We start from the raw sequence: 21,157 nt of genomic DNA, 5'->3' as shown, positions 1-21,157 counted from the left end.
CGAGGGGGCGACTATTTCTCGGAATTAGGGGGCGACATCATTTCGGAATCAGGGGGCGGGTTGCCTCGGAATTTGCAATCGAAATGCCCTCAATCAGGCTGGGCAAGACGGACTCGAGTGTTTGCTTTTTTCCATCTGACCAATTTGTGCGGACGCCAAGATAGGTGCCGCTGGTGATTGTGAGCTTCATCTCGCCGGACGGAACGTGATCGAATTCGGGAATCTTGTTCCAGGAATAGCGCTGGTTTTCGCGGATCTCTGCTGGTGTAGGTATATGTGGAACCTTGCGTGTGTTCTCGTTGATCGCCAGCTCGATACGCTCATCGCTTGCTAGCAATTCCCATCCCCCGTCGTTATTGGCGCGGATTTCCCAGTTCTCAGAGATCGATGCCCCGAGAATGGCAGAGACAACGCCGATGATCCTCTCGGAGTGCATTGGCGCGGCGCGAATTTTAAAAGGGCCAACATTGATGAAGGCGAAATCGCTTGGACTTTTAGCTTTGTTAAATGCCTTTTGGATGTGTGCCAGCATCGGGTGAGGCGCGGTCGCTTTTTCAATACTCTGCGGCGGCTCCTGATTCGATTGTATAACGCTGGTCGAGTGAGCCGCCTTCGGTCGCATTTTTACGCCAGCGGCCACCTCAACGATCGCCTGATCATCGAACTGACCGTTCTCTAAGGGTGGCTGATCCACATGCTTGCCGTGAGCTAGTTTTTGCCAGTAGCCAACTGGAGGCACCGGAACTTCGCATCGTCTGCATGCTTTGGCCAGGCCCTGATCAGAGACGCCAAACTCTACTACTAGCTTGCTGAGTGGCTTGGACCATACCAAGTCATAGATCTGTTTACGCGTGAACTGCATCGGAGCCCTCATTCGGTCGAGCCGATGGGCTACCATGAATTGTGACGAAGCGCTGACACTGATGTTCGGGTGCATAGAGGTTAATTTTCATCGCCGTCTCTTGGACGATGGGAACTGGGCGATCTGACCGTCTCCGTCAGACGTTGAAATCGTTTGCGATAGTCCGGTTATGAGCAATTGCCCGATTCAATTGCACCATCTAATGTCGCGGCGATTGCAATAACGGTAATATCTCATGACGCTCTCGCTTGACGCCCTCCTCGATAGTTACAGATCGAATGCCAAAACTGAGCGCGAAAAGGGCACTTACTACGAGCGTCTCTGCAAAGCCTTCCTGCTTCATGACCCCGTGCAGGCAGATCAGTATGATCAAGTTTGGACATGGGTGGAATGGGCGAGCGATAACGGTTGGGACGGCAAAGATGTAGGCATCGACCTTGTGGCAAAACTGCGAGGGCATGAGGGCTTTGCAGCTATTCAATGCAAATTCTACAATGCCGAGCACAGGATCGCTAAGAGCGACATCGATTCTTTCATATCGGCATCTTCAAAGGAGCCTTTTCGTCGTCGAATTGTGATGGATTCGACTCAGGGTGATTGGTCGGAGAACGCTGAGACCATGCTGGTCGGTCAGTCGATACCGGTCTTGCGTATAGGTCTTGTTGATATGCGGGCGTCGCCAATTCAATGGGGCACCTTCGCTGCACGGCATGAAGTCATCCTCGAGGCGCAAAAAGAACTCCGGCCCCATCAACAAGATGCGCTTAACGCTGTTCGCGCTGGTCTGGCTGATAACGATCGCGGCAAGATCATCATGGCCTGCGGAACGGGCAAAACCTTTACCGGCCTGAAAATTGCTGAGGAACTCGTTGGTGCGTCCGGAAAGGTCCTTTTCCTCGTGCCTTCGCTTGCGCTGATGGCGCAAACCGTTCGGGAGTGGACGAACGATACCAAGACGCCGCTACGATCATTCGCCGTTTGCTCTGATAGCCAGGTTGGGAAGCGCAGGATTGCCAAAGACGATGTTGCTGAAATTAGCACCCTCGATCTCGCATTCCCGGCTACCACGAGTGCGTCCGTTTTGGCGGATGGCGTGGCGGATCCCGCCCCTGATCAAATGACTGTTGTGTTTGCGACATACCAGTCGATTCAAACAGTATCTGACGCGCAATCTAAATGTGGCATGGGACGCTTCGATCTCATCATTTGCGATGAGGCTCATCGAACGACTGGAGCGACACTAGACGGACAAGAGGAAAGCAATTTCGTTCGTGTTCATCGTGATGATGTCGTCGGCGGTAACAAGCGGCTGTATATGACCGCGACCCCGCGGATCTACGGCGACGGCGCGAAGGCGAAGGCGAATGACACAGGCGTCACGCTCGCAACGATGGATGATGAGAGCATCTTTGGTCCAACGTTGTTTTATCGCGGTTTCGGATGGGCGGTGCAAGAAGGACTTCTGACAGACTACAAGGTCATTGTCTTGACCATGGATGAGGGGCTGGTAGCTCGCTCGCTTCAGAAGAGGATCGAAGACCCAACGACCGGTCTGATTTTGGATGACGCAACACGCATCCTTGGCTGCTACAAAGCGCTTAGTAAGATGGATATTCAGGCTGACCTCGGGGCTGATACGCAACCCATGCGTCGAGCTTTGGCATTTTGCCGCGATATTGCATCTTCTAAGCTCGTCAGAGATGAATTCTCTGCTGTGGTCGACGAATATCGTGCGTCGTCTGAGGTCCAAAGCCGAGACGCTGACGTGTCGAGCCACGAATTGAATTGTGAAATCAACCATGTCGATGGCACATTCAATGCCAAGTCGCGAAACGAGCTGCTCGATTGGCTGAAGGCCGAAGCTCCAGATCAGACATGCCGTATCCTTACTAATGCTCGGTGCCTGTCGGAAGGAGTGGATGTTCCGTCTCTTGATGCCATAATGTTCTTGCATCCCCGCAAGTCTCAAATCGACGTAGTTCAGTCTGTTGGCCGTGTTATGCGACGAGCACCAGATAAGCGCATGGGCTACGTCATTCTACCGGTAGGAGTTCCGGCTGATAAAACCCCCGAAGAGGCCCTCAGCGATAATGATAAGTATCGGGTGGTTTGGCAGATCCTGAACGCGCTCCGTGCCCATGATGAGCGCTTCGACGCAACAATCAATCAGATGTCGCTGGGACAGGACGTCTCTGACAAGATCGAGATTATTGGCCTCGATAGCAAAGAACTTCAATCTGTAACCGCCACCGTCGAGAAGCTTCCTACCAAGACCGCTGCAAAGCGATCTGGCATCGGAGGGCAGGGTGGCGATCGACTTGATGATGATTTCTACCTTGAGGAAGAGCACCAGCCCGAGCTGCCTGGCATCATACTCGATGACTTCAGCCGCGCCATCATGGCTAAGATCGTCAAAAAATGCGGTGATCGTGAATACTGGGATAGATGGGCGGCAAGCCTCCGAGATATTGCCATAGCGCACATCACTCGGCTCGAGGCGATCCTGTCGGTGCCGGCTAGCCCACCTCGAGTTGCCTTCGATAGTTTTCTGGCGGAGATCCGCGATGATCTGAACAGCGGCATCACCGAACAAGAAGCGATTGAGATGCTGGCTCAGCACATCATCACGCGACCTGTTTTCGATGCCCTGTTCGAGGGGCACGCCTTCACTCAAGAGAACCCTGTTTCCCGCGCTATCCAAGGTGTTCTAAACGAACTTGAGGGCGCGCATCTCGAGAAGGAGAGTCGCGACCTTGATGAGTTCTACCATAGCGTCCGCCTCAAAGCGCAGGGGATTACTAATCCTGCGGCCAAGCAGGAGCTGGTCCGCCAACTCTATGACAACTTCTTCGGCGTTGCCTTCAAAGGCACGCGTGACAAGCTGGGCATCGTCTATACGCCGATCGAGATCGTTGATTTCATCATCCGCTCTGTCAACGACGTGCTGGAGGACGAATTCGGTCAGACGCTCGGCTCCAAAGGCGTTCACATCATAGATCCCTTCACAGGCACCGGGACATTCATTACACGCCTGCTGCAATCAGGCTTGATTCAGGCTGAAGAGCTTGAGCACAAGTTTCGTTACGAATTGCATGCGAATGAGATTGTTCTGCTAGCTTACTACATCGCGGCAATTAACATCGAAGCTGTCTACCACGGCCTTAGTGGCAGCGAATACACACCGTTCAATGGCATCCTATTAACTGATACCTTTGCTATGGCGGAAGGACACGACGAGCTGGCTTTGGTTATGCCCGATAACTCGGAGCGTCGGCGTCGCCAACAAAAACTGGATATTCGCGTCATCATGGGCAATCCGCCCTACGCTGTGTCGCAGCACATTGGTTATCCGCATCTTGATGGACGAATCAGCGAAACCTTTGCTGCTCGGTCCACCGCGACCAACAAAAACGCCCTCTATGACAGTTACATCCGCGCTATCCGTTGGGGTGCAGACCGGGTTGGTGATAGTGGCGTATTAGCTTATGTCACCAATGGCGGATGGGTTGACGCCAACACGGCGGACGGAATGCGCAAATCGCTTAGCGAGGAATTTTCATCCATCTACATATTCCATCTTCGGGGAAACCAGCGGACCAGTGGCGAGACCTCGAAACGCGAGGGCGGAAAAATCTTCGGGTCTGGCAGCAGAGCCCCGATCGTTATCACCTTGTTCGTCAAGAACCCGAAGGCTAAGCAGCAGGGCCAGATTTTCTTCCACGACATCGGCGATTATTTATCACGCGAGGAGAAGCTGAAAATCGTAGCCGAATTCCGGAGTATCCGCGGCATAGCTGACAAAAAAGGCTGGCAGACGATTGTGCCGGACGATCATGGTGATTGGCTGAAACAGCGCGATGACAGCGTTTCAGGTTATATCAGCATGGGGGACAAGAAAGATAAGAATGCTCTCGTATTATTTGAGACGTTCTCTCGTGGAATCGAAACCGCTAGAGATGCTTGGTGTTTTAACTCTTCAGAAAAACGCCTTGCGGCGAACATCAATCGCAGTGTGGATTATTATAATGCTAAGCTTGAGGAATACATTGAGGATAATGCAATTGATTCCTCAACAAAACCGGAAAAATTTGTAGTTGACGCGCCGCGTGAAATATCTTGGACAGCAAATTTGCGAAAAGATTTCGCAAATCAATTTCCATTATATTTTAGTGAAGGCAGAATTGTATCTGCTATATACAGGCCGTTTTTCCGCCAGCGACTATTTTTTAGCAGAAGTCTCAATAATAGACTTGGAAAATGGCTATCATTTTTTCCAGACCCGAGTGTAACTAATCGGATCATTGCAATTAAGACGCGGCCAGCAGGTGGCCAGTTTGCGCTAATGGTAGGCGATATTTTTGAACTGCAGACAGATGGAGGTGTTCAATGCTTTCCGTTGGCACTCTACGATCGCGCAAATACGGGAGGAACTGGTGACCTCTTTTCGGTCGAGGACACAGCTGCACTTGATGTGACCGTGCGGCACGGCATTACCGACGATGGCCTTGCACACTTTAAAGCCGCTTATCCTGGTGAGGCGATAACTAAAGATGACATCTTCTACTACACTTATGGTTTGCTCCACTCAGAAGATTTCCGCCGTCGATTCTCTGATAACCTGACAAAAGAGCTGCCACGCATTCCTTGCGTTAAACGCGCCACAGATTTCTGGTCATTTGTCAGTGCTGGCCGCCGCTTAGGCGATCTTCACATCGACTATGAAAACGTTGAGCCGTTTGCCGTCACCTTGAAGCAGGGCGACCTTGCGCTAGCAACCGTTTCGGATCCGGTAAAGTTCTTCCGGGTGGAAAAGATGGCATTCGGCAAAGGGAAGGACCGCTCGGTCATCCATTATAATTCGAACATCACATTAATCAGCGTTCCCTTGGAAGCCTACGACTACGTTGTAAACGGCAAGCCTGCGATCGACTGGGTGATGGAACGGCAGGCGGAACGGCGCGATCCTGTCAGTGGTATCGTCAACGATGCCAACGACTACGCCAACGAAACCGTAGGAGATCCGCGCTATCCATTTGACCTCTTATGTCGAGTGATTACGGTCAGCTTGGAAACGATGAAAATCGTAAGGTCTCTACCGCCGCTGGAGATCTGAGGAGCATTCATCGTGAGCGATATCAAGCTATTTCAATTCGAAGCTAACCGAGTCACCGAGCTGCCGGGCACCGCTGTGCAGGTCGAAAGGTCGCTCCAGCTTATGTTCGAGGCAAATCTTGAGGCTCTGCTTGGTGTGCGCTTTCTGGCTAGCGAACATTCGACCGGTCCCGTGCATGGCGGGCGGATCGATACGCTGGGCGTCGATGAGGACAATTCGCCTGTCATCATTGAATACAAGCGCTCGGTGAATGAGAACGTCATCAATCAGGGACTGTTCTATCTCGATTGGCTGCTTGATCACCGCAAGGAGTTTCAATGGCTGGTGATGGAGCGGCTGGGTCAAGATGTCGCGAACACGGTCGACTGGTCTGCACCTCGCTTGCTTTGTATCGCCGGTGACTTCACACGGTATGACGAGCATGCTGTGAAGCAGATTGCTCGCAATATCGAACTGATCCGCTACCGGCGATTTGGCGAGACGCTGTTGATGATGGAACTGGTGCATGCACCGAAGACCGCAAAGGTAGCCTCGACGAAGACAGAAGTGAAAGCCAGCGATAACCCAGAACAGGCCAATGAGATTGGCGCTGATCCCTATCTCAGCCAAAGGATGAGTTATAGGTTATCCCAATCGTCATCTGGATTGCGCGATATCTACGACGCGGTCCATCAGTTCGTTGTCGGTCTCGGGGACGACGTTCAGGTTAAAGAGCTCAAGCTATATACCGCTTTCAAGCGGCTGAAGAATTTCGTTTGCATGGAGATTTATCCGCAAAGCCGAACGGTGACGTTGTTCCTGAAGTTGGACCCCAATCAGATGGATCTTGAAGAGGGCTTTACGCGTGATGTTCGCAACGTCGGCCATTTCGGAACAGGTGATCTTCAAGTGACGCTGAAATCGATGGTGGATTTCGAGAAGGCACAGCCTCTGCTGCGTCAGGCGTATGAACTAGGATAATTTCGCTGCCCAACATAACTACTTCCATCGTTGGTTTCGATTCAGCATGGACTGATAACCCTAAAGCTCCCGGAGCATTATGTGTCATTCGTCAGAATGAGGATGGCGCGCATTTGTATCTCCCGCCTCGACTTACCTCGTTTGCAGATGCGCTGGATGTTATCCGAAGCGAGAGCCGTGATGCACAGAAGTGTGTGGTCGCTCTGGATCAGCCGACAATCGTTCCGAACCTGTCCGGCTCGCGTCCAGTAGATAAGGTGGCTGGATCGCTAATTTCTTGGATCGGTGGTGGAGTTCAACCTGCCAGCCGCTCGAAGATTGGTATGTTTGATGATGGCGCTCCGATCTGGAGATTCAAACAGGCGTTGGGTGCGATAGAAGATCCCGAGCAGGCGCGAACCGCCTTGAGCGGCACCTTTTTACTCGAAGTCTTCCCGGCGCTGGCGCTGGCCGCAATTGAAAGTGTCTTCTGCTCAAGGCTTGCAGCGCCAAAATATAACCCGGCCAACCGAAAGCGTTTCAAACTCGCGGATTGGCAAGCAGTCGTTGAGGCAGTCCGTCGCTTTGGTTTGTCAGCCCCCTTGCGCCACGTGGAGGAATGGTGCTCGTTCGCGGCAAGACACGAGACGCCGAGCAAAAGCGATCAAGACAAGCTTGACGCATTGATCTGTGGTTTGATCGGGCTGCATTGGCTGGTCGCACCTCGTGACCAATCGATGATGATCGGCGATTTACAGCATGGCTATATGATCTCGCCTGCGGTCGGTGGCGTTCATGAGCGGCTGATTGCGGCTGCAAAGCTTAGAGGTGTTCCTCTCTCGTGATCCGGCACGCCTCGGCCACAACGCCAGTGCCGAAGACTTAAATTGCCAGCCTGATTTTTCGCCGCTATGAGACAGCCCGCGCACATTGCGCCGACCAGCAAAGCGGAGAGGTGGCTGAGTGGTCGAAAGCACCGCACTCGAAATGCGGCATACGGGCAACCGTATCGTGGGTTCGAATCCCACCCTCTCCGCCATATTCGCCATTGGATCGTGATATCTGCTAGCCCTGTGAGTTTTTGTCTTTACCGGCTCACTGCTCGCAGAGGATAAACACGCTCGAACATTCGAGAATGTGGCTTGGCAGACAATGAATGGTTTCCCGCACTGTTTTTCTGGACGGATGGCGAAAACCGGCGTGTGTGATCAAGCGAAGCACGGAGGACACACCTTCAAAGGCTGCGCCCGATATCGCATGAGTTTGCAACATCGAACAGAGCTCACGCTCTTACCTCAAATACCATATTGAAAGGGGTTTCCGTTGCTCGGTGAAAGTGCGTAAATCCTGCATCGAGCGCAACCCTGCGAAGCCGTAACTCTCCAGCCTGTGCGCCGAGCCCAAGTCCGACCTCTTGAGAAAGCGAGGCCGGCGTGCAGATCATCGTTGACGCTCCGTAATAGACACGACCCACCGGGTTGAGATTGTCCTTGAGTTGATCATGCGCGAAGGGTTCAACGATCATCCATGTTCCGCCCGTCGCAAGTGTTTCCCTGACATGCCGCCCTGCACCGACCGGATCTCCCATGTCGTGAAGGCAGTCGAACATCGCAATGAGGTCATAGTCACGACCCGGGAAAGCAGCAGCGGGTGACTGCTCGAAAGTTACCCGTTCCGCCACTCCTGCACTCTCGGCGGTCGCTCTTGCCCTCTCGATCGATGGTCCATGGTAGTCGAACCCGATGAACCGCGAGGCCGGATATGCCTGCGCCATCAGAATGGTCGATGCGCCGTGGCCGCATCCGATGTCCGCAACACTGGCCCCAGCCTTGAGTTTTGCCTCTACGCCATCGAGAGCTGGGATCCAGTCGGCAACGAGGTAGCTGTTGTAACCGGGACGGAAAAACCGTTCAGTCCCTCGGAAGAGGCAATTGCTGTGCTCATGCCAACCGACCCCCTTACCCGTTCGAAACGCGTCGGCAATCTTCGGTTCATCCATCCACATGGATTGAACGACTTCGAACGCTCCGACGAAAAAGGCAGGGCTATTTTCTTCGGCGAAAACCATGGCCTGTTCAGGCGATAGGCTGAAGCGATCCGTTCGCTCGTCGTAGCAGATATAGTCGGCAGCAGCCTGGGCACTTAGCCACTCCCTCAGATATCGCTCCTTCACACCTGTTTTAGCCGCCAGTTCAGCCGCCTGGACAGGCTCACCATCCGCCATTGCCCTGAAAATACCCACGTGGTCACCCAGCACGACCAGCGCTCCCGTCACGGCTGCACCGACATCACCAACAAGGCGGCTGACCAATGTGTCGAGTTTCTGCATATCCGGTTCACGCATCGAAGCCTCCCAGTTGCAAAGCGCCCACTTAAATTAGCACATCAACACATATAAATCCAATCAAACGCAGTCCATTCAGACTGCTCGACACGTCTTCGAAAAAGGATTCTGGATCGGCCCTTTATTTTCCAAGATCTGTTACGTTGAGGAATGCGGCAATGAGAGAATTTAATGAAAATTTCGCCCTTTAGGCATGACTTGCGCCGGATCGGTCCCTTGTGGATCTATGGGATCGGAAATCTGATTAAGGGGCAAGCCAATGGAATGCGCCTTGGGTCTCCACGATCCACCGCCGGACTTGATAGCCTCATCGGATCTTGGGTCTCTAAAATGTCTGGCTTCCTTCTGCAGCAGGCCCAGCATCGGCGTCATATCCTCGATATGCTCGACGACCGTATGAATGACCCCGCTCTGGCTTTGCAGCCTCCCCCGGATCTTCACCAATCGTGCGCCCATGACAACGGAACGATATTTTTCAAAAGTCTTCGGCCAGACAATCGCATTGGCAACACCCGTTTCATCTTCGAGCGTTATGAAGATTACGCCTTTTGCCGATCCGGGGCGCTGTCTCACCAACACGATGCCGCCGATCGTTACCCGCTGGCCATTTCGGATGTTGAGAAGATCAACGCTTGGCACAATGCCCATAGAGCGGAATTCCTCGCGCAGGAAGGAGACCGGATGAGCTTTGAGGGAAAGTGACAGATGACGATAATCTTCGATCACCTCTTCTCCCGGTAGCATCAAGGGCAAGTGAGCCTGAGGCTCCGGTCGAAGATCCGCAGGCCCGGCTATCTCAAACAAGTTAGAATTGTTGAGAGCGGCTTTCACATCCAGCCCCCTCACCGCCCATAATGCCTGACGGCGGCTCAAGCCGATCGAACCGAAACCATCGGCATCGGCAAGCCGCTCGAGGCTGGCCTTATCCAGTCCGGACCGGAGCCAGAGGTCATGAACGCTCCGGTAACCCTCATCGCGATTGGTAGTGAGCTTGTCGCGCATGTCATCTTCGCTCAAACCTTTGACCTGGCGAAAGCCAAGCCTTATTCCGTAGCGGGTCTTGATGACATCCCGCATGCTTGCATGACGCAGGTTTACCCTGGCCGGATCAAATGGTACCGCTTCCAGAGTGCAGTCCCATTCCGAGTGATTGATATCGACCGGAAAAACGCTCACGCCATGTTCACGCGCATCCCGGATCAGCTGCGCCGGGGCATAGAAGCCCATGGGCTGTGAATTCAGCAAAGCTGCACAGAAGACATCCGGATAATAGGTCTTGATCCACGAAGATGCATAGACGAGGAGAGCGAAGGATGCTGCATGACTTTCCGGAAATCCGTATTCGGCAAACCCCTTGATTTGCTCAAAGCACTGCTTCGCGAACTCCTCCCTGTAATCGTTTTTTCGCATGCCCGCGATAAAATCGCGTTCGAATTCACTGACACGTCCCGAACGTTTGAAGGTCGCCATTGATCGGCGTAGTTGATCTGCTTTCTCCGGCGGAAAACCGGCTGCCTTGATGGCGATTTGCATAGCTTGTTCCTGAAAGAGCGGCACACCCAGCGTCCGTTCCAGAACCTCTTTCAACTCAGGTCGCTCATAGCGGATTTCTTTGCCGGCATTCCTCATCTCTCGGCGCTTGAGATAAGGGTGAACCATGTTGCCCTGAATAGGACCGGGTCGAACGATCGCCACTTCGACGACAAGATCGTAGAATTTTGCGGGTCTGAGCCTGGGTAACATGCTCATCTGCGCCCGGCTTTCGATCTGAAAGACACCAATCGTATCGGCCCGGCAGATCATATCATAAACGTTCGGATCCTGCTTCTTTTGAAGCCCGTCCAATGTCTCATATAAATCGTAACGTTCTCGCAAAAACGAAAATGCCTTTTTCAGGCAGGTCAGCATGCCCAGCGCCAGAACATCGATCTTCAAAAGGTGAAGCGTATCGAGATCGTCCTTGTCCCATTCGATCATGTAGCGGCCCGGCATTGCCGTTTTCATGATCGGCACCACTTCGTCGAGCCTGTCGCGCGTAATGAGAAACCCGCCAACATGCTGGGTAAGGTGTCGCGGGAATCCCATCAGTTCCCGTGCATGGGCTATGACCTTTTTCGTCAGGGGATCAGTAACATCGAGACCGGCTACCTTGGCATCACGCTCCGATAGCCCATCCTCCGACCAACCCCAGACTGTACTCGAAAGTGCGGCCTGAACATCTTCCGACAATCCGAAGGCCTTGGCGACTTCACGGCCGGCCATACGGGTTCGGTAGCTCGTCACCGCAGCGGTCAGCCCGGCATGGCGATAACCGTAATGGCTGTAAATATACTGGATGACCTCTTCGCGCCGACCATGTTCGAAATCGACATCGATATCCGGCGGCTCGTTCCGCTCCGTTGAAATGAAGCGCTCGAAAAGCAGGGTGGTGAAAGTCGGGTCAACTTCAGTAATCTCCAGACAGTAGCAGACCGTCGAATTGGCCGCAGATCCGCGCCCCTGACACAGGATTTTCAGCTCATATCGAGCATGCCACACGATATGGCGGACAGTCAGGAAATAGGGCTCGTATTTCATCTCCTTGATGAGATCGAGCTCGTAACGAATCTGCCCGGAAACCTTTTCCGGTATCTTCTGCCCATAACGACGTGTCGCCCCCTCCCAAGTCAGCCGCTCGAGTGTTTCCGAAACGGTTTCTCCCGGCACGCTTTCGTCCGGATAATTATGCTCCAGTTCCTTTAGTGAGAAACTCAGCTGGCCGAAAAATATAGCCGTGTTCTCCACCGCATCTGGATAGGCATGGAAGAGCCGCGCCATCTCGTATGCTGGTTTGAGATGGCGATCTCCATGCGGTGCAAGCCGAAATCCTGCTTCCTGTATCGTCACATGATGACGAATTGCGGTCACCACATCTGCTAACGAGCGCCGATAGGGCAGGCTAAAGATCGGAAGGTTTGTCGCAATCAGCGGCACGCGGTTTTGCCGCGCTATCCGGGAAAAGACAGCAAAAACGAAGGGATCGCGCCCGTCATAGGTTAGCGACAAAGCAAGGTAGATATTCTTGCGGAATCTTTTTCGATACGAACCAAGCCGCTCATCGAGATCCGCCAGATAGGCCTTGTCTTCGGCGCGGGAAAAATCCGGCACGAGCGCCAGCATCATCTCGTCACACCATTCCAGAAGATCCCATTCTTCCAGAATGCAGGCCCCCTTCTGCGCTCTCAGATTGCCGGTACTGAGCAGCCGGCAAAGATTGGCCCAGCCCTTCCGGTTCTTCGGGTAAGCAAGAATATCCGGTGTAGCGTCTGCAAAACCGAGCCTGGCGCCGGGGTGAAACCGGCAGGGCTCGATGGCTTCGTCCTCACCAGCCTCCCTGCCCTTTTCCTTCTGCCGCTCGAAAACTGCGGTCATCTCCCTGAACTGGTTATAGGCTCGCACCACGCCGGCAACGGAATTGCGATCGGCAATTCCCAATCCGGAAAGTCCAAGCATGCTGGCGGACACGATCATCTCTTCGGGCCTCGCCGCACCTTCGAGAAAGGAGAAATTCGTCTTGGCGCCGATCTCGAAAAATCTGGGTTCATCCATCATGCGAAGACCCCATGGATACACCATGTGGGAGGCGGGTCATCTCCGTAACGACCAAGCCGAAAGACCCAAAAAAGTCGCCCAAACTCGCTTTCGAGACGAAAATAATCGCGTTCCTTTGCGTTCTTATCGTCGAGCCACCATTCCGCTGCGATCCGCTCCGGCCCCTCGGCTCGGGTGACAATGTGCATGACATGTCGCCAGCGGAATTTCTGCGGTGGCCCATCGGGGACGAGGGCTGCAAAAGCCTCGACAGGCTCCGGGCTGCGCAAAAGCCGCAAGGGGCGATTGGCTTGCGGCAGGAATGGCATAGCTTCGCCACGCTCAGGCGGCCTTTCCACTGCTGCAATCGCCGGAAGGAAGATTTCGGCACGTTCCGGAATGTGGCTTTGCCGATGCTGATAGACTTGGAGGCAACCTGCGCCGAACCGGGCGGACACCCTGTCGATGAAATCAGCAAGCGATGTCTCCCGCCCTCCTTCTCCCGAAAAATCCGCCTGAAGCTCATCGAAGACATCATGCTGCAGCACGTTGAGACGCAAAAGTTCGAAACCGAAACCTGCATCCAGATCGTCATGAATGGCATTGAGGCGCTCCGAAAACAGGCCGGAGATCCGCTTCGGATCTCTCAACGGACGCGAAGCGCCTGCCGAAATCCGAAACACCCGCCCGTCGACGCGGAAGAGAACAAGTTCGAACACCTTGCCGCCGGCACCGCGATTTTCCAGGCTCAGTTTGAGAGAGGATGCAATCTCGGCTGTCATGCCGAGAATATCCTCCTCCGTCTGGATCGGCTCACCCAACCGGCGCTCGGTGGAAAGCGGCACCACCGGGCGTCGTGGCGATATAGCTTCCTCGTTCGTTCCCAGTGCCTGATCGAGCCGCATCAGCAACTGCGCACCAAACCGGCGGGCAAGCGGTGCCCTTGGCATGGACATCAGATTTGCAACGCGTTTCAGGCCAAGCTTCAAAAGTGAAGCAACCGTTTTTTCATCGAGACGAAGCGCGTGCACGGGCAAGGCGCCCAGCGCGGACGCCATACCCTCCCTTGCGATCACTCCGCCGTGCCCAAACCGGCTGATCGCGCTGGACAGGCCCGGCGTGCTCGAAATCGATCCACGCACGTCGAAACCCATCTGAAAAAGCCGAGCAAGAATATCTCGAAGCATCGCATCCTCTCCTCCGAAAAGATGGGTGCAGCCGGTAATATCGAGGAACAGCCCGTCCTTTCCGTCCAGGGCAACAAGCGGTGTGTAACGATCGCACCAATCGGCAATCGCTTCCAGAAGGGCAAAATCGGCTCTTTCATCCTCGTCGAAGACATCAATGTCTGGATACATGGCCCGCGCTTCGGCAAGCCCCTGCCCTCGCTTCAGGCTGCGTGTCCGCGCCACTTCATCGATTGCAACCAGCCGCGATGCGTTATCGCGCCTGCCGGCACAGATGATCGGAGGATGGTCAGGACGCTCTTTCGAACGCCACGACATCCCCCAGAGCTTTCTGGCGATCCTGTCGGTCGGCAGATACCGAAAGTGAAGCGCCAGAATGCGCTGGCCACTTGTGGAAAGAAGATTTGCCTGGATTTCGGGCGAGTTGAAATTGGCGGTCATGAAGGTTCCACTCCAGACGAAAGCTGAGAGGGGCCGGATTTCGGCTCTTCTCCAGGGTGATGTTGAAAACTGGATGCCCGATGCTGCCGCCAAGCATGCTGCCATCCGGGAGGGGTCGCTCCAGAGCCGGAGCCGGCTCGACAAGGAGACGCACGGAAGCACTGCTGGCCTCCTCGCCCCCTGCATGCCGCAGCAGGAAAAGCGGCCGCCCTGCCGCCTTTGCCCGGAGACTGAGCCTGCGGCTTTCAGCCAAGCCAAAGGATTTGGGATTTGCATGAACTTCAAGGATCGTCGCTATAAACGCCTTGCTTTCAAGCGCCCCCTCCGCAAGCCACAGGGCATCCTCCAGCCTGCGAGGCGATGCATGAAATATCGTCCGGGAATCGATGCCGAACTGCCTGATGCCTCCGGCATAAGGAATACCCATTTCGCCAGCGGTAAACCCGTCAGCAATCCATAACATCGGACCTGTAGCGGCTTTGCGCGCCTTCATCAGCCCGACAAGCGAAAGGGAAAAACCGGTTGCCGCGCCAGCATCGGAAAATGATCCGGAACGGATTTCGGTAATGCAATCGAGCGGCAGACCACCGCTCAATGCATCATCGAGAGCCGCGATATCGAAGGACAATTTCTCTTCACCACCCAATCGGGCGGCAAAATTCTCCATCTTCGCCGCCGCCATTGCCGGCAGGCTTCTGCCTTCCAATCTGGCGATCTGTTCGCGCAGGGCAAATAGCTTCTCCTGCGCCGCGGCTGCATGGGCCATGGCGTCAGCTCTCCATCCTAAATGTTCACTTTATGTTCTCATAGATTCCAGAGCCCGGCAGGAGAGTCAATCGTCACCGGACAGGAATCTTTTCCTCATTTGCTATAGCGATGATTCTTATCTCGAAAAAAAGGATCATCGGCCTTATATGTCTCTCACAAAGGGAGAACCAATGGCTCGCATTGACCAAACAGACGACTGGCAGGATCGCCATGCGCCAACGATAAGCACGTTCGAGTCGCTTGCGATCGATGCCTATGGTCATCTTCCGGAAGAATTCAGGGCCCTCACCACCAATCTCACCATTGAGATCGAAGATTTCCCGGACGACGACGTTTTCGAGGACATGGCGCTGGAAACGCCGTTCGATCTGCTTGGCCTTTTCGAAGGGCGTGGAATTTCCGAACGGTTTACCGTGGAAACGGGAGAGCTTCCGAACCGGATCCGGCTCTACCGCCGCCCGATCCTGGACTACTGGGCTGAAAACGAGGAAACCCTGGGTGATATCATCACCCATGTGCTGATCCATGAAATCGGCCACCACTTCGGTCTGAGCGACGAAGACATGGAGCGGATCGAGGCCAGCGCCGAGAATGCCACCCAGCGCTGACCCGCGGCATCCTATTGTTCGCCGAGCTTTATATCCGGATGATAATCCTTGCCCTCTACGGTCTTCGTCACCGCCTGACCACACTGCATGATCCCGGTTGCAGCGTTGAAGGCATAGGTCGGCGAACCGTAAAGTTCCCATCCCTTGTTCAGGGCGGCCGTTACCTTGTGGCAGAATGAGGCATCGTCCGGAGCGGTCAGCAGTCGATAAAGTTTCATTGGGACTTCTTTCTTGCAAAAATCATGGCGGCCTGCGCCAGAAGTGTCTTAGCCTCCTCGAAGTGAAGGCGCTCGATCATTTTTCCATCAAGGTTGATAACGTTGAGGCCTTGCGCCTCCGGCCTTTCGAAAGCCGAAACGATCGCCTCCGCTTGGGCGATGGCCTGCGGATCCGGCCCGAAATGCCGGTTGGCAATGTCGATCTGCGCCGGGTGAATGAGCATTTTTCCTGAAAAGCCCATTGCCCTGCCCTGCGCACATTCGGCGGCAAATCCGGCATCGTCCTTGAAATCGTTGAACACGCTGTCGATCACATCGACGCCATGGGCGCGGCCGGCAAGCACGATCTGCATCAGCCATGGCACGAGATAAGCACGCCCCGGCTGAGGCAGAACCCCGGTCTCCTTACGCAGGTCATTCGAGCCGACCACAAGACATTTCGGGCCGTTCTCGGCCACCGCAATCGACGCGGCATTCAGAACACCTTTCGGGGTCTCGATCATCGCCCACAAAGCGATCGATCTCGCCGGAGCAAACCGGGTAAGCATATCGCCCACCGCAGCGATTTCGTCGGCATGTTCGACCTTGGGAAGAGCAACCGCATCCGGCAGGATCTGCGCAACCAGTTTCAGATCATCTTCCCCGAATCCGCTTTCGAGCGGATTGATGCGGACGATCCGTTCCTGTTGCGACTGGCATTGTTGCGAGAAAGCATTCGCGAGATTGTCGCGTGCTTCCGCCTTTTTCTCGGGCGCAACGGAATCTTCGAGGTCGTAGATCACGCCATCGCAATCAAGGCCCGGCGCTTTTTCCAAGGCACGCTTATTGTCGGCAGGAACGCTGAGAAGCGAACGACGAACCGGCGCGATATGATTTTTCAAGAACTCCATCGCCTTCTTTTGCCAATATTTTGCGATCCCGGCAATCAAACCCGCATGAGCCTCTTGCAAGCCGGGATGACAAGGCCCACATTTTCACACGAAGAAAGGTTTGGACATGCAAAACATTCGGTCCTTTTTCGTTATCGTCACGGCAATTGCCCTGCTCGCTGCAGCAGCTCTTTTGACTGCATCGCTGACGATTGCATTCATGGGAACGCTTGCCATTCTTTCCATCGGAAAGATGCTCTCGAACAAACTGAAACCTGTGCCGGTTCGTGCCAAGAGCAGGCAGAGTGAGATGCGCGTCTGGAACGACGGTCGCGGTACCATCATCGACATGTAAGTCCTTAAATCAGCCGGTCATGGTGCGCCGCCGAACGGCGTACCGATTGGTACTGAATCGGACTTCAAATTCTCCTGAAAATACTTTATGGCAGCGCTATAAAGTCTTCGTGGAGGCCGATCATGGAAAAATTCGAAAAGCTGACGGGCGTTGCCGCCCCCCTTCCGGTTGTCAATGTCGACACCGACATGATCATTCCGAAGGACTATCTAAAGACGATCAAGCGCACTGGTCTTGGAAAGGGCCTGTTCGCCGAGGCTCGTTATCGCGAGGATGGTTCCGAGAACCCTGATTTCGTATTGAATAAACCGGCTTATCGCGATGCCAAAATCATCGTTGCCGGCGACAATTTCGGCTGTGGTTCGTCCCGCGAACACGCTCCCTGGGCATTGCTGGATTTCGGCATTCGCTGCGTAATCTCCACCAGCTTCGCCGACATTTTCTACAATAACTGTTTCAAGAACGGCATCCTGCCGATCGTCGTCAGCCCCGAAGATCTGGAGAAGCTGATGGATGACGCAGAGCGTGGCTCGAATGCCATCCTGACGGTCGATCTTGAAGCCCAGGAAATTACCGGCCCGGATGGTGGCCGTCTTCATTTCGATATCGACGCCGGTCGTCGCCAGATCCTTCTCGAAGGGTTGGATGACATTGCCTCGACGCTGAAAAGCGATGCTGCAATCGCGAGCTTTGAGACGAAGAACCGCAGCGATCGTCCTTGGCTCTAATGGATAAGGCCCCTTGTCCTGCGGCAGGCTCGGATAAGGGGTTTTCCAGGCGCAGCAATGCTGCGTGAGGGATTGTGAGCCTGCAGAACCTGCAAGGACAGCAGACGAATGGCAAAGAACCTCTTCCTTCTTCCCGGTGACGGTATCGGCCCTGAAGCCATGGGCGAAGTGCGCAAGATCATCGCCTACATGAATGATGCAATGAAGGCCGATTTCTCGCTCGACGAAGGCCTTGTCGGCGGTAGCGCCTATGATGCACACGGCGTTGCGATTTCCGAAGAGGACATGGCCAAGGCAATGGCGGCGGATGCCGTTCTGTTCGGCGCCGTCGGTGGCCCGAAATGGGATACGGTTCCCTATGAGGTTCGCCCCGAAGCCGGCCTCCTGCGTCTGCGCAAGGATATGGAGCTTTTCGCCAACCTGCGCCCGGCAATCTGCTACCCGGCACTGGCCTCCGCTTCGTCGCTGAAACCGGAACTCGTCGAAGGCCTCGACATCCTCATCGTTCGCGAACTGACCGGCGGCGTTTATTTCGGTGAGCCGAAAGAAATCATCGATCTCGGCAACGGCCAGAAACGCGGCATCGACACGCAGATTTACGACACTTACGAGATCGAACGTATCGCCGGTGTTGCCTTCGAGCTTGCCCGCACGCGCAAGAATACCGTTTGCTCGATGGAAAAGCGCAATGTCATGAAGTCCGGCGTTCTGTGGAACCAGGTCGTGACCGAAACCCACAAGCGCTCCTATTCGGACGTCAAGCTGGAGCATATGCTGGCCGATGCCGGCGGCATGCAGCTGGTGCGCGCCCCAAAACAGTTTGACGTCATTGTCACCGACAATCTCTTCGGCGATATGCTGTCGGATGTGGCCGCCATGCTGACCGGCTCGCTCGGCATGCTGCCTTCCGCCTCGCTTGGTGCAGCGGATGCCAAGACCGGCCAGCGCAAGGCCATGTATGAACCCGTGCACGGTTCGGCACCGGACATCGCCGGAAAGGGAATCGCGAACCCGATCGCGATGATCGCCTCCTTCGCCATGTGCCTGCGTTATTCGTTCAACATGATTGCGGAAGCCGATCATCTCGAGAAGGCGATCGCCACGGTTCTCGACAAGGGCATCCGCACCGGCGACATCATGGGGGAAGGTTGCCGCCAGGTCGGCACGACCGAGATGGGCGACGCAATTCTCAAGGAATTTCAGGCACTTTCGGCCTAACCCGCGAAAAATAACGAAAGAGCCCGGCACGATGTGCCGGGCCCTTTTTTATGCTGATCCGCCTCAGTTCGCCAGATCGACGTCCCGCTTCTCGCGGACGAAGAGGGCACCGATAACGACCGTCATCAGCGCGAATAGGACGGGATACCAAAGACCCGCGAAGATATCGCCGGTAGAGGCGACGATCGCGAAGGATGTGGCCGGTAGCAAGCCACCGAACCAGCCGTTACCAATGTGGTAAGGCAGCGACATCGCCGTATAGCGGATGCGGGTCGGGAAGAACTCGACAAGTGCAGCAGCGATCGGGCCGTAGACGATGGTCACGTAGATGACCATGACCGTCAGGATTGCGATGATTTTCAGCGACTGACCGTTGGCAAGCGCAGCGAAGAACCCGTCGACCTTGACCTTTGCCGGGTCATTGGCTGCCGGATAGCCGGCCGCCACCATGGCAGGACCGAGCGCTGCACTGAAAGCCGGAGCATCCGTGAAGACGATCGGGGTACCGCCGTTGATGATGAGCTGGGCCGGCGAACCGACAGGTGCGCTCACCTGTGTATAGCGGAAGGCCTGCTGCGACATGGTTCGGCGCATCACGTCGCAAGGTGTCGTGAAGGTGCGAATCCCGACCGGGTCGAACAGCGAGCCGCAAGTAGCGGGATCAGCCGATACCTCTGCCTTCACTGTCTCGATAGCGTTGGCATAGGTCGGATTGGCAGCCGTTGTTAGCGCACTGAACAGCGGAAAGTAAGTCGCTGCCGCAAGGATGCAGCCCGCCAGGATCACCGGTTTGCGTCCGATCCGGTCAGAGAGCGAACCGAACACCAGGAAGAAGGGGGTAGCGATGATCAGCGCCCAGGCGATCAGCACGTTGGCAGTGAGAAGATCGACCTTCAGCACGGTCTGCAGGAAGAACAGGGCATAGAACTGCCCCGTATACCAGACGACCGCCTGACCGATCACGAGGCCGAACAGCGCGATTAGCACGATCTTGCCGTTGTTCCAGGTGCCGAAAGCTTCAGAAAGCGGCGCCTTCGACTGGGTTCCTTCTTCCTTCATCTTTTTGAAGAGCGGTGATTCATGCATCTGCAGACGAATGTAGATCGAGATGATCAGCAGGATGATCGACAGGAGGAAGGGAATGCGCCATCCGCCTTGAAGGCCGAATAAGATCGGCTGCGTCGTCTGGAATGCCTCCTCACCGAGATTCATGCGCAAGGTCACGATCACGAACAGTGACAGAAGCAGGCCCAATGTGGCCGTGGTCTGGATCCAGGCAGTGTAGAAACCGCGCCTGTTGCGCGGCGAATGCTCGGCAACATAGACCACCGCACCGCCATATTCGCCACCCAGCGCCAGGCCTTGTGCCATGCGAAGCAGCACAAGAATGATGGGGGCAATGACACCGATCTGGTCATAGCTCGGCAGAAGACCGACAGCGAAGGTCGATAGACCCATGATCAAGATGGTGAGAAGAAATGTGTATTTTCGGCCAACCAGGTCACCGAGGCGACCGAAGACCAGGGCGCCGAACGGCCGGACCAGGAAGCCTGCGGCAAATGTCAGGAGTGCGAAAATCGCCTGCGTAGCCGGTGGGAATTGCGAGAAGAACTGCTTGCCGATAATCGCAGCCAGCGTTCCGTAAAGATAGAAATCGTACCACTCGAACACAGTACCGAGCGAGGAGGCGATGATCACCTTCCTCTCTTCGGGCGTCATCGGCTTTGTTCTGCTATCAGCCGCCGTTGCGACATTTGCCATTGTCGTCCTCCCACAAGGTGAAACCACGCGCCCTAGTAACTGTTTTGGCCTTTCCTCCTTTGCCAAAACAACCGTAACGCGATGCTCTCAGATTGACAGAAATCAGGACATCCGGTGAGTGATGCTTTGGGATTATGACTTTCGTCTAAAGAGCGGCTTTCAAGCGAGGCCGCATG

At 54.9% G+C, this 21,157-nt stretch carries 15 protein-coding genes and 1 tRNA gene; 8 read left to right on the top strand and 8 right to left on the bottom strand.

Translation table 11 applies throughout. The features are described from left to right. Positions 1-37: 37 nt before the first annotated feature. Entirely contained in the window at positions 38-862 is an 825-nt protein-coding gene (locus JZX87_RS23930; RefSeq protein ID WP_206828419.1) for a hypothetical protein, read from the bottom strand. Positions 863-1,097: 235 nt separating this feature from the next. On the opposite strand from JZX87_RS23930, the gene JZX87_RS23925 reads away from it, so the two are divergent. The 4 genes from JZX87_RS23925 (at position 1,098) to JZX87_RS23910 (ending at position 7,953) form a co-directional block, all read left to right on the top strand. Then, positions 1,098-5,975 (top strand): DEAD/DEAH box helicase, encoded by a 4,878-nt coding sequence (locus JZX87_RS23925; protein ID WP_206828418.1) that lies wholly within the window; start codon positions 1,098-1,100, stop codon positions 5,973-5,975. A 12-nt stretch (positions 5,976-5,987) separates the two neighbouring features. Then, positions 5,988-6,935 carry a DUF5655 domain-containing protein gene (locus JZX87_RS23920; RefSeq protein ID WP_206828417.1) on the top strand — a complete coding sequence of 316 codons (948 nt, stop codon included), beginning with the start codon at positions 5,988-5,990 and terminating at the stop codon, positions 6,933-6,935. Next, on the top strand, positions 6,935-7,759 hold the full coding sequence (locus JZX87_RS23915; protein WP_502711336.1) for a DUF429 domain-containing protein: 825 nt from the start codon (positions 6,935-6,937) through the stop codon (positions 7,757-7,759). Before JZX87_RS23920 ends, JZX87_RS23915 begins: the two co-directional genes overlap by 1 nt. 104 nt (positions 7,760-7,863) lie before the next feature. Then, positions 7,864-7,953, top strand: a tRNA-Ser gene (locus JZX87_RS23910). A 243-nt stretch (positions 7,954-8,196) separates the two neighbouring features. On the opposite strand, the gene JZX87_RS23905 is transcribed toward JZX87_RS23910, so the two are convergent. From JZX87_RS23905 to JZX87_RS31495, 4 genes are all read right to left on the bottom strand, one after another. Then, positions 8,197-9,258: a class I SAM-dependent methyltransferase gene (locus JZX87_RS23905; protein WP_206828415.1), complete on the bottom strand. Its 1,062-nt coding sequence runs from the start codon at positions 9,256-9,258 to the stop codon at positions 8,197-8,199. A 168-nt stretch (positions 9,259-9,426) separates the two neighbouring features. Continuing rightward, a complete protein-coding gene (locus JZX87_RS23900) occupies positions 9,427-12,849 on the bottom strand; it encodes an error-prone DNA polymerase (RefSeq protein ID WP_206828414.1) in 3,423 nt (1,140 codons plus the stop codon). Further along, positions 12,846-14,333 carry a Y-family DNA polymerase gene (locus JZX87_RS23895; RefSeq protein ID WP_286195022.1) on the bottom strand — a complete coding sequence of 496 codons (1,488 nt, stop codon included), beginning with the start codon at positions 14,331-14,333 and terminating at the stop codon, positions 12,846-12,848. The genes JZX87_RS23900 and JZX87_RS23895 overlap by 4 nt, the downstream gene beginning before the upstream one ends. Further along, positions 14,305-15,222: an ImuA family protein gene (locus JZX87_RS31495; RefSeq protein ID WP_286195019.1), complete on the bottom strand. Its 918-nt coding sequence runs from the start codon at positions 15,220-15,222 to the stop codon at positions 14,305-14,307. Before JZX87_RS31495 ends, JZX87_RS23895 begins: the two co-directional genes overlap by 29 nt. Positions 15,223-15,394: 172 nt before the next feature. Here JZX87_RS31495 and JZX87_RS23890 point away from each other — a divergent pair, with 172 nt between their 5' ends. Continuing rightward, positions 15,395-15,832: a metallopeptidase family protein gene (locus tag JZX87_RS23890; protein WP_206828410.1), complete on the top strand. Its 438-nt coding sequence runs from the start codon at positions 15,395-15,397 to the stop codon at positions 15,830-15,832. A gap of 11 nt (positions 15,833-15,843) precedes the next feature. Here the strand turns inward: JZX87_RS23890 and JZX87_RS23885 are convergent, their stop codons facing one another. Both JZX87_RS23885 and JZX87_RS23880 read right to left on the bottom strand, forming a co-directional pair. After that, positions 15,844-16,050 carry a DUF1737 domain-containing protein gene (locus JZX87_RS23885; protein WP_148143787.1) on the bottom strand — a complete coding sequence of 69 codons (207 nt, stop codon included), beginning with the start codon at positions 16,048-16,050 and terminating at the stop codon, positions 15,844-15,846. Beyond that, positions 16,047-16,940, bottom strand: coding sequence for an HpcH/HpaI aldolase/citrate lyase family protein (locus tag JZX87_RS23880; protein ID WP_206828409.1), 894 nt, complete (start codon positions 16,938-16,940; stop codon positions 16,047-16,049). The genes JZX87_RS23885 and JZX87_RS23880 overlap by 4 nt, the downstream gene beginning before the upstream one ends. 106 nt (positions 16,941-17,046) lie before the next feature. Between JZX87_RS23880 and JZX87_RS23875 the strand changes: the two genes are divergently transcribed. From JZX87_RS23875 to leuB, 3 genes are all read left to right on the top strand, one after another. Continuing rightward, the gene (locus tag JZX87_RS23875) at positions 17,047-17,274 is read left to right on the top strand and encodes a hypothetical protein (RefSeq protein ID WP_206828407.1); all 228 of its coding nucleotides are present in this window, start codon (positions 17,047-17,049) and stop codon (positions 17,272-17,274) included. A 122-nt stretch (positions 17,275-17,396) separates the two neighbouring features. After that, entirely contained in the window at positions 17,397-18,002 is a 606-nt protein-coding gene (gene leuD / locus JZX87_RS23870; RefSeq protein WP_148143790.1) for a 3-isopropylmalate dehydratase small subunit, read from the top strand. Positions 18,003-18,110: 108 nt separating this feature from the next. Next, positions 18,111-19,220, top strand: a complete 1,110-nt coding sequence (gene leuB / locus JZX87_RS23865; protein WP_206828405.1) for a 3-isopropylmalate dehydrogenase — start codon at positions 18,111-18,113, stop codon at positions 19,218-19,220. 63 nt (positions 19,221-19,283) lie between these two features. Here leuB and JZX87_RS23860 read toward each other — a convergent pair whose 3' ends face one another. Further along, positions 19,284-20,981: an MFS transporter gene (locus JZX87_RS23860; protein ID WP_206828403.1), complete on the bottom strand. Its 1,698-nt coding sequence runs from the start codon at positions 20,979-20,981 to the stop codon at positions 19,284-19,286. Positions 20,982-21,157 lie beyond the last annotated feature (176 nt).

This window comes from Agrobacterium sp. Ap1, from assembly GCF_017313375.1.
GTDB lineage: Bacteria > Pseudomonadota > Alphaproteobacteria > Rhizobiales > Rhizobiaceae > Neorhizobium > Neorhizobium cellulosilyticum.
Note: the sequence above shows the minus strand (reverse complement) of the source record. Positions and strands in the feature narration are given on the sequence as shown.